8 protein-coding genes are annotated in these 8,691 nt (G+C 63.0%); 5 read left to right on the top strand and 3 right to left on the bottom strand.

Annotated elements, in window-relative coordinates; genetic code table 11:
* From VMR39_RS18835 to VMR39_RS18820, 4 genes are all read left to right on the top strand, one after another.
* Positions 1-253: DegT/DnrJ/EryC1/StrS family aminotransferase (locus VMR39_RS18835; protein WP_325417920.1), on the top strand; the 253-nt coding region annotated here is incomplete at its 5' end.
* 26 nt (positions 254-279) lie between these two features.
* Entirely contained in the window at positions 280-1,500 is a 1,221-nt protein-coding gene (locus tag VMR39_RS18830; RefSeq protein WP_325417918.1) for a class I SAM-dependent methyltransferase, read from the top strand.
* A 16-nt stretch (positions 1,501-1,516) separates the two neighbouring features.
* Positions 1,517-2,461 carry an NAD(P)-dependent oxidoreductase gene (locus tag VMR39_RS18825; protein WP_325417916.1) on the top strand — a complete coding sequence of 315 codons (945 nt, stop codon included), beginning with the start codon at positions 1,517-1,519 and terminating at the stop codon, positions 2,459-2,461.
* Positions 2,458-3,468 carry a glycosyltransferase family 2 protein gene (locus VMR39_RS18820; RefSeq protein ID WP_325417914.1) on the top strand — a complete coding sequence of 337 codons (1,011 nt, stop codon included), beginning with the start codon at positions 2,458-2,460 and terminating at the stop codon, positions 3,466-3,468. The genes VMR39_RS18825 and VMR39_RS18820 overlap by 4 nt, the downstream gene beginning before the upstream one ends.
* On the opposite strand, the gene VMR39_RS18815 is transcribed toward VMR39_RS18820, so the two are convergent.
* Positions 3,469-5,079 carry a hypothetical protein gene (locus VMR39_RS18815; protein ID WP_325417912.1) on the bottom strand — a complete coding sequence of 537 codons (1,611 nt, stop codon included), beginning with the start codon at positions 5,077-5,079 and terminating at the stop codon, positions 3,469-3,471.
* Between the two features lie 166 nt (positions 5,080-5,245).
* On the opposite strand from VMR39_RS18815, the gene VMR39_RS18810 reads away from it, so the two are divergent.
* Positions 5,246-6,094, top strand: a complete 849-nt coding sequence (locus VMR39_RS18810; RefSeq protein WP_325417911.1) for a hypothetical protein — start codon at positions 5,246-5,248, stop codon at positions 6,092-6,094.
* 96 nt (positions 6,095-6,190) lie between these two features.
* Here the strand turns inward: VMR39_RS18810 and VMR39_RS18805 are convergent, their stop codons facing one another.
* Both VMR39_RS18805 and VMR39_RS18800 read right to left on the bottom strand, forming a co-directional pair.
* The gene (locus VMR39_RS18805; protein WP_325417909.1) at positions 6,191-7,510 is read right to left on the bottom strand and encodes a pectate lyase; all 1,320 of its coding nucleotides are present in this window, start codon (positions 7,508-7,510) and stop codon (positions 6,191-6,193) included.
* A gap of 123 nt (positions 7,511-7,633) precedes the next feature.
* Positions 7,634-8,691, bottom strand: a 1,058-nt coding sequence (locus tag VMR39_RS18800; RefSeq protein WP_325417907.1) for an outer membrane beta-barrel protein, incomplete at its 5' end; no start/stop codon positions are given.

The following is an 8,691-nucleotide window of genomic DNA, read 5'->3' as shown; positions in this document are numbered from 1 at the left end:
GCAAATCTGGTTCGAGCAGGCGGACATCCAGACCCGCGTCGTCTTCACCGGCAACATATTGCGGCAACCCGCCATGGCACAAATCCGCACCCATGTCGGTGATGAGGGCTATCCCGTCGCCGATGCGGTGACGCGCGGCGGCATCCTGCTCGCCTGCCACCATGGGCTGAGCGACGCGCAGATCGACCATATTCACGACCGTTTCCGCGAATTCGCGGACCATCACGCGGCGCCGACTTGGCACGCAGCCTGACACACCACTGAAAGAGAGGGAATTTCATGGAACGTCTTCAGCATTGCCGCGCCTGCCTGGCGCCGAACCCCTACCTGTTCCTGCCCATGGGCCAGCATCCGCCGGCCAACATGTTCGTGCGGCCGGAGGAACATGGCGAGAGCCAGCCGGCTTTCGCGCTGAACACCGAAGTCTGCCTGAATTGCGGACTGATCGAGATTGCCGACCAGGTCCCGGCCGATTTCTTCCGCCATTATCTGTACGTCCCGTCGAGCGCGACGACGATGCACCACCATTTCGACAAGCTGGCGGACGTGCTCGGCGAGGCAGCGAATGGTGGACTGGTGGTCGATATCGGCTGTAATGACGGGCTGCTGCTGACGGCGTGCAAGGCGCGCGGCCAGCGCACGCTGGGCATCGATCCCGCCGCCAATCTGGCGGACATTGCCGAGGAACGGGGCGTACAGGTGCATGTCGCCTATTTCGATCCCGACACGGCGCTGGAAGTGCGCGACGCCCATGGTCCGGCGCAGGTTATCGTCACCACCAACACATTCAACCATATCGGCGACCTGCATCGCTTCATGGAAGGCGTGACCCGGCTGCTGGCTGATGACGGCCATTTCGTCGTGGAAGTGCCCTGGGCCAAGGATCTGCTGGAGCATAACGAATTCGACACCGTCTATCAGGAACATGTGTCGGAATTCAGCCTGCTGTCGTTGCAGAAGCTGGGCGCCTTCTTCGACCTCGAACTGGTCGATGTGCATCGCCTGCCCATCCATGGCGGATCGATGCGTGTCTTCTTCCGTCCGAATGGCCTCGCCACGCCGAGTGAGGAAGTCCACACCATGCTGCGCGAGGAGCGCGAGGCGGGCATGTTGGAGGCCGAAACCTACCGGCATTTTGCCGACCGGATCGAGGCTATCCGCATCCAGTTGCTCGACATGCTCAGCGAACTCAAGGCCGACGGCAAGAAAATCGCGGGCTATGGTGCTCCGGCCAAGGGCAACACGCTACTTAACTATTTCGGCATCGGCCCGAACGAACTGGACTTCCTGGTCGACCGCAACCCGCTGAAGCAGGGCCTCTATTCGCCGGGCATGAAGATCCCGGTGAAGTCGCCCGACGCGATCGAGGTGGAAAGCCCGGATATCCTGATGGTGCTGGCTTGGAACTTCTTCGATGAGATTCGCGAGCAACAGGCCGATTTCGTGGCGCGGGGTGGCCAGTTCCTCGTCCCCCTGCCGCGACCGATGCTCGTCAGCTGATCGCCGGGAGGCGTCCATGCCAGAAAATGTGCTCGTAACCGGAGGCGGAGGCTTTATCGGCTCCTACCTTGCCGCCGAGCATATTGCCGCGGGTGACGAGGTGCATATCCTCGTTCGCCCGCGGCATCAGTTGCGTCCCGACAGGCTCGTGAACGGTGCCATTGTCCATCGCGTCGAACTGTCCGACACGATTGCAGTCGAACAGTGTCTGGGGGAGGTTCGGCCGACCATCCTCTACCATCTGGGTACGAGTACGGGCCGAACCCATCAGACACCCTCGCCGTGTGACTGGCCGGCATTGACGATGGACATATTGAACCTGCTGACCTTGCTGTCCGCTGCATCGCGGGTTGATAGCTTGCGCACCCTCGTTCGCACCGGCTCTCTCGCCGAATATGGCGATGATCCGCGGCAACAGCATGAAGACGCGCGCGAGCAACCCCATAATCCCTATACTTTGGCGCTGACGGCAGGCGCGCATTATGCCGCCGCTCTCCAGCCCCAGTTGCATTTCCGCGTGCTGACGGCCCGCCTGGGTCTGACCTATGGTGTCGGCCAGTCGGAGGAGTTTTTGTTGCCGTGGCTGATAAGGCGCTGTCTGGACGGCGAAGCCAGCGAGTTGCGATCGCCTGAAAGCCTGCGCGACATGTTGGCGGTGAAGGATTGCGTCGACGGCCTGCGGACGGTGGCCACCAGCGCACTTCCAGGCGGCACGATCGTCAATCTCTGCACAGGCCGGCTGCTCAGCGTCCGTGCCATGGCCGAAACCGTCCTGGCCGCGACATCGGCCGCACCGACGTTGGTTCATTACCCCACAGGATCGAGCACGCCGGCCAAGATCAACATTGTGGGCGGCGATCCCGCTCGCGCGGCGCAACTGCTCGGCTGGACCGCGACGACAATCTTCGAGGAGGGCATAAGATGCATGGTCGAACATATGCGGGCGCAGGTCGCGGCATGACCGATCCCACGCTCGTCTCCGTAGTCGTCCCTGCCTATAATGAGGAGGCGACGGTCGAACGCGCCTATCGCGAAATCACGGCCGTGTTCGACACGCTGCCGGGCCATGCGCTCGAACTCATCTTCACCGACAATCATTCGACCGATGCGACCTTCGCGAAGCTCAAGGCCATTGCCACGGTCGATCCGCGTGTGCGGGTGGTCCGCTTTTCGCGCAATAACGGCTATCAGCGTTCGCTGCTGGTCGCCTATCAGCGAGCGCGAGGGGATTGCGCGATCCAGATCGACTGCGACCTTCAGGATCCGCCGCGCCTCATCCCGCAAATGCTGGATATGTGGCGGCAGGGACATCAGGTCGTCTATGGCGTCCGCCGCAAATTGCCCGACGGCCCGGTCGTTGCCGGGCTGAGGCGTGGTTTCTATGCTGGCCTTAATGCGTTGAGCGAGGATGAACTGCCGGTCAATGCGGGCGAGTTTCGTCTGGTCGACGCCTGCGTGCTGGCGGAATTGCGCAAGGTCAATGACGCGACGCCCTATCTGCGCGGCCTGATCAGCGCCATGGGATTCTCGCAGGTGGGGTTCGCCTATGACCGGGAAGCGCGGCAAGCGGGGGAAAGCAAATTCCCGCTCAGCAAGATGGTCAGCCTGGCGCTGGACGGCCTGCTCAACCATTCGCTCGTTCCGCTGCGCGTGGCGTCGATGACGGGCCTGGCGGTCGGGATGGGCACCTTCGTGCTGACGCTTGGATATCTGGCCGGGCGCCTGATATTCGGCCAGCTCTGGCCCGCAGGCTTTGCAACCACGACAATGCTGATCCTGCTGGGCATTACGCTCAACGCTATCTTTCTTGGCATTATCGGCGAATATCTTGGGCGTATCTTCCTTCAGGTGAAGGGATCGACCGCGCCGATCGTGGAAGCGGAACTCAACTGCGCGGCGCCTGCCCCGACGATCGAAAATGGCGCCTTTCCGCCGGACCGCCGCCGCGACCGGCGGATGCAGGCCTGATCATCTGGGCAGGTAGAGGCGAACGGCTTCGCCATTCTCCGTTTTCTTCAGCGACATCGGGATGGCGCGATAGCCCTGCGCCCGTGCGAAGCGGTCGAGCGCCTCGTCCGATTGCCCTTCGACGCCGGTCATGATCGCCGCTGGTGGCTGGTTGGTCAGCAGGGCAGGGATGGTGTCTGCCGTCACGAAATAGGTGAAATAGCGGCGTTGGTCTTCGCGGACCCAGGGGGCGGCGCGGTAGACGAACGGCCCGAGCGCGAAATGCGGATAAATGGACAGGCCTCCCTCCAGCGCATGGAGCGGCGACAGGGTCGCCACCGGTCGGCCCGCAGACCGGCTTTCGCGCACGACTGCTGCGATAGCGGCGCCATCGCGCGCGACCCGTAGTCCGGTCCATCCGGCTGGTTTCGCCAGCCCAGCCAGCGATGGCAGCAGCAACGGCGCGCCCGTCACCGCCGTCAACAGCAGGACGGCGGCGATCAACGGCTGTGCGAGCTTGCGTCCTTCCTGGTCGAAAGTGCCGAACAACAGTCCGACCAGCACGGCAAGGAAAGGCAGGGCAGGCGTAAAATATTGCGGGAAGGAGGGTGTCGGCACAAAGGCGAGCATGGCGCCAAGTGCGGCGATCGCCGCTACAAGCATCACCGGCCAGCGCAGGAACGCGGTCCGGCGCGTAATCGCGATCGCCCCGAAGGCCAGCAAGGTGACGATCATCAGCATCGTCACGCCGGACAGCCATAGCCGGTGCGCCAGTAACAGCTTTTCGGCCATGCCGATCACCTTGGGATCGGCCGGATCCGCATGCGCGGCCCAATAGCCCAGCTGAGGCCCGCGCTGGAAATCGACGACATGGACGACGAAGCCCTTGAAGTCGCTCAGCGCGTAGAGGATGGTCGGCAGACCCCCGACCACGCCGCCTACCAGCATGGGCAGGGCGATCCGCCGCAGCCGCTCCGGCAAGGGCATGGAGGGCGGCGCCAGCAAGGCGGCCAGTCCGACAGGCATGATGAGCAGGGCGTAATTGGCCTTGAAGCCAGCCGCGACAGCAAGCAGGAAACCGCTCGCCAGCGCCAGCATCGATGATGGCTGTTCCGCATCGGCGGCGCGCAGGAACAGGTAGAGGCCGAACAGCGCGAAGGGGACGGGCGGGAAATTATTGGTCGCCGCCATGCCGCTCGCATTCAAAAACATCGGATTGAGTACGAGAAAGCCGACCATCAATCCGCCGATCAGCCAACTGCGGGCATAGTCGCGCGCGATTAGCATCAGGGCTGCGATCGTGGCGATCCATGACGCGAAGACGATCAGGCGGCCGATCATCAGATAATGGCCGTCGCCCAGCAATTTGAACGCGCCCGAAAAAAGCAGCGCGATATTGGGCAGATGGCTGAAGCCCAGATCGGGATAGAGCGAATAGCGATCGAGCAACACGCCAGCGGACACATAGAATTGCTCGTCATGCTGGAGCGGGTAGGTCATGATCCGCCCGAACAGGGCCAGCAGGCAAAGGGCGAGCGCGGCGATAGCGCCATGCATCGCATAGCGGCCAAGATGCTTCTTTTCGCTTTCCCCGCGCAGTTCGATCCGTGAGCGAATATCGATTGCCGTCATGCCTGCCCTCCCGCCAGTCGCCAATCTGAATAACCCAGATGGGCAGGGCCGCGGCTGTGGGCAGGAGAGGTACCTCCATGGCCCTCACCCGCGTCGCGCGCAGCGATGCTAGACCCGATGCGGGCGGGGTCAGTCAGGCCGGCGCCGTCAGGGAGGCCTTTTCGCCGTGCATTGCGCCAGTTCCTTCTTTTCCGTCGCTGCGGATCGTATCAGCGCGCGCGATGAAGCGCGCTTCTTCGGCCTGCTCAAGACCGCGAACAATACGTTCAAGCGCACCGAGCCGTCGCGCCTGGTCGCGATCGATGCCGCGCTGATTACGGCGATGGGACGCTATGACCGCCCGATCCATGCTGCGCTGGATCTTGGCATCTCGTCCGGTGTCACCACGCTTGAGTTGTTGGAGACGCTGCGCGCCGCCGGATATGATACGCAGATGACTGGCACCGACCGCTCGGTGCGGGCGCGACTGGTGACGCTTCCTTTCGGTTGTCGCGCGCTGGTCGAACCCAATGGCCATGTGCTGCAATATGAAGTGATGGGACGCGCGGTGCGTCCTTGGGAAAGGCGGCTGGATCGCTGGACGGGCATGACCTTCGTCCGCAAGCTGGTCGAAGGTCAGTTGCGCAAGCCCGCCGTTGCTCAAGCCGCGGCCGGTCAAGGCACCGAGGTGGCGCTCATCAGCCCGCGGCTTCGCCAGAACCACGCCTTCCAGTGGCTGGAGGATGACATCACCCGGCGAAGCGCCGCCCTGATCGGTCGTTTCGATCTGGTGCGCGCGGCTAATTTGCTCAATCGCCACTATTTCGAGCCGGATGTGCTGCGCAGCGCGGTCGCCAACGCCATCGCCTATCTGAGCGGGCCGGGCGCCTGGTTGCTGGTGGTGCGCACCCATGGCGCGGCCGACCATCGCGGAACGCTGTTCCGGATGCGGGAAGATGGCACGCTGGCGATCATCGAACGCTATGGTTCGGGGTCGGAGGTTGAGGATCTCGTCATGGAGCTGGGCGGCGGCTGAACGTCGCGCCGTTGCAATTGAGGGCGTCGCGTTCGCGCCCTGTTTTCTTTGTTTCCCGCATTCTGAAGCCAGCTGTTCCAGCTGGCTTCAGAATGCTCAGTGCATCGTCTGGCCGGCGATCCGCATCTCGTGGGCGAAGTTCAGAAACTCCTCGAAATTCGCCCAGCCATTGCCGTCCTTGTCTTCCCAGGCGTCGTTGCGCTTCGGATCGAGGCCATGCTGGCGTTCCCACGCATCGGACATGCCGTCGCCATCATCATCCTCATAGGGTGCGCCTTCGCTTAGATAGGGTAGCACGCGATTGTCGCGGCCGATCGCGCCGGTGCGGGTCTTCACTTCCTCCACGACCCGGCTATCGACGGCATCGCGCGGGAACGTACCCGCGCCAGCCAGCACGCGACCATAGGCCTGGCGCGCGTCCATGACCTGCCCTTCTATGGGGCAGACCGGGGATTTCACCATCGCCTCCTGCGCGATCGGCGCGATCGTGATGCGGTCGCCGTCGATGACATTTCCCGTCTGGTAGATCTGCGCCTTGCCCGTCGAGCCGACCAGCGGGCGATCGATCGCATAGGAGCGTCCCGCCGTGCTTGGCCCCTGCTTGTAATAATTGCCCACGATATTCACGCGGGCGCCGCCATAGCTTTCCCAGACCTCGGTATATTGCGAGCTGGCGTTGTACATCACATTGTTGAGCACATCGACGCAGGAGCCGGGCGGCACATTGACGTCGGGGTTGCGATCGCCATTGTGCGCGCAGAGGTTGCGGATGAAGCTGATCCGTTGCGGCCCCCTGGGATCGCTGGATAGCAACGCGCATTTATCATGACGCGGAACGCCTTCGGCAAAGATCGACCAGGAAATGGTGATCGCGTCATTCTGCGCATAGCCGCCGACATTCTCGTCCAGCGCCCAGGAAGCGCTGACATGGTCGAGGATCACATTGTCGCTATTCTCGATGATGAAGGCGCTGTTGGAACCACGCTGCTCGCCGCGACGGTCGGTGCGCACGCGTATGTGGCGGACGACGACGTCATGCGTATTCTTGATGACGAGCGGCGTAAAGGCGGTCTTGCCGCCGCCATGAGTCAGCAATATGCCGTCGCCCGGCGCGGTTTCTCCGGCGATGGTCAGATAGGGATGCCGTATGATCGGGCGCTCTTTCATGTAGCGGATGACGCCGGCCACCCGAAAGACGCACACGCGCGGCCCTTCCGCGTCGATGCAGGCGCGTAGTGAACCATCGCCTTCATCTGCCAGGGTCGTGACGGGAATGATCTGTCCGTTGCGACCACCCTTTGCGAAGCGTCCATAGCCTTCCGCGCCGGGAAAGCTGGTGCGCTTGTCCGGCTCGATCGGCGTCAGTCGGCGGATGACGAAGGGCTTGGCAGGCTCTTCCCGGCAGGCGGCGGTCATGCTGCAAGACGCTATGGCGAATGTCAGGGCAAGAAGAGGAACGCCGGCCAACCCTGCAAGGCGGGACCGGGTGCCGGATTGGCTACGGACATTTATTGCCATGGTGGATTTTTCCATCCCGAGTCAGAATTTTGTGCGAACACCTGCCTGGAAACGCGCGCGTGAAAATTCCCGCAGGGGGTCGTCGGACGACCGGTTGGAATAATCGACGCCGGTGAAGAGCGAGAAGCGCCGGCTGAGCAGATATTCCACCTCAGCGCCGACCGTGATGGTGTTCAGCCTGTCGGAACCGACGCCGCGATAGCGCGTCTTGGTCCACCCTGCGCGGCCGTAGAGTAGCAGGTTGTGACGAACCTCTTGCTGGAGGTTCCAGGCGATGCGTGTGTCGGTACGGCCGGTAGAGCCGATCCGCGCTGTCGCGACGTCGCCGCGAAAGAATTGCGCGGTCATCATCGTGCGCGGTCGTGGCGCCCAGGTGATGTCGCCGTTGAAGCCCAGGCCGGAATAGGGCTTTATCTGTCGGTCGTCGGGGTCGAAGCGGAAGATGCCGGCCCCCAGCCGGCCGGTGAGCCGCCCGCTGATTTCCCGGCTGACGCCTGCCAGCAGGCCATAGGTCGACGCGTCGTGGTTGATGCCGCTCAGGTCGACGGCGGTGCGGAAGTTGCGACGATTGATATAGGCTTCGGTGAAAAGGGCGAGGGGCGCAGCCGGGCGGTATGTCACGCGTGCCGACCCCCGGAACATGGTGAAATCGCGATCGTCCTCGTTCGGGTCCAGATAGTTCGATTTCTGGACGCCGCCGGTCAGGTCGAGCCCGATGCGGCTGCCGCGAAAGCCGTAATTCACCTCGCCTGCGAATATGTCGATCTTGCGCGGGCGCAGCAGGATGCTGGCGCGCGCTTCGGGATCGGCGCGGCTTTCGATCGCGCGGTCGTAACGCACTTCGGCGGTCAGATTATGCGCCTTGCCGGGGTTCAGATTGGCCGACAGCGCCCCGCCGAAGCTGGTCGCATTTTCACGCGTCGTGTCGAAGAAGCGGCGTGCTTCGCCATAGATTTCGCCATGGATCTGCGTATTGGCGCCGCGCAGGTCGACCTGGACTTTCGGCACCGCATAGATTGCCACATCGTCGGTCGCGTCGCGCGACGTCGCATAGACATTGGTGTTGTAGAGTGCTGACA

The sequence above is a fragment of the Sphingobium sp. genome (assembly GCF_035511395.1).
Lineage (GTDB): Bacteria > Pseudomonadota > Alphaproteobacteria > Sphingomonadales > Sphingomonadaceae > Sphingobium.
The sequence above is the reverse complement of the archived record's forward strand: the minus strand, read 5'-3'. Positions and strand labels throughout refer to the sequence as shown.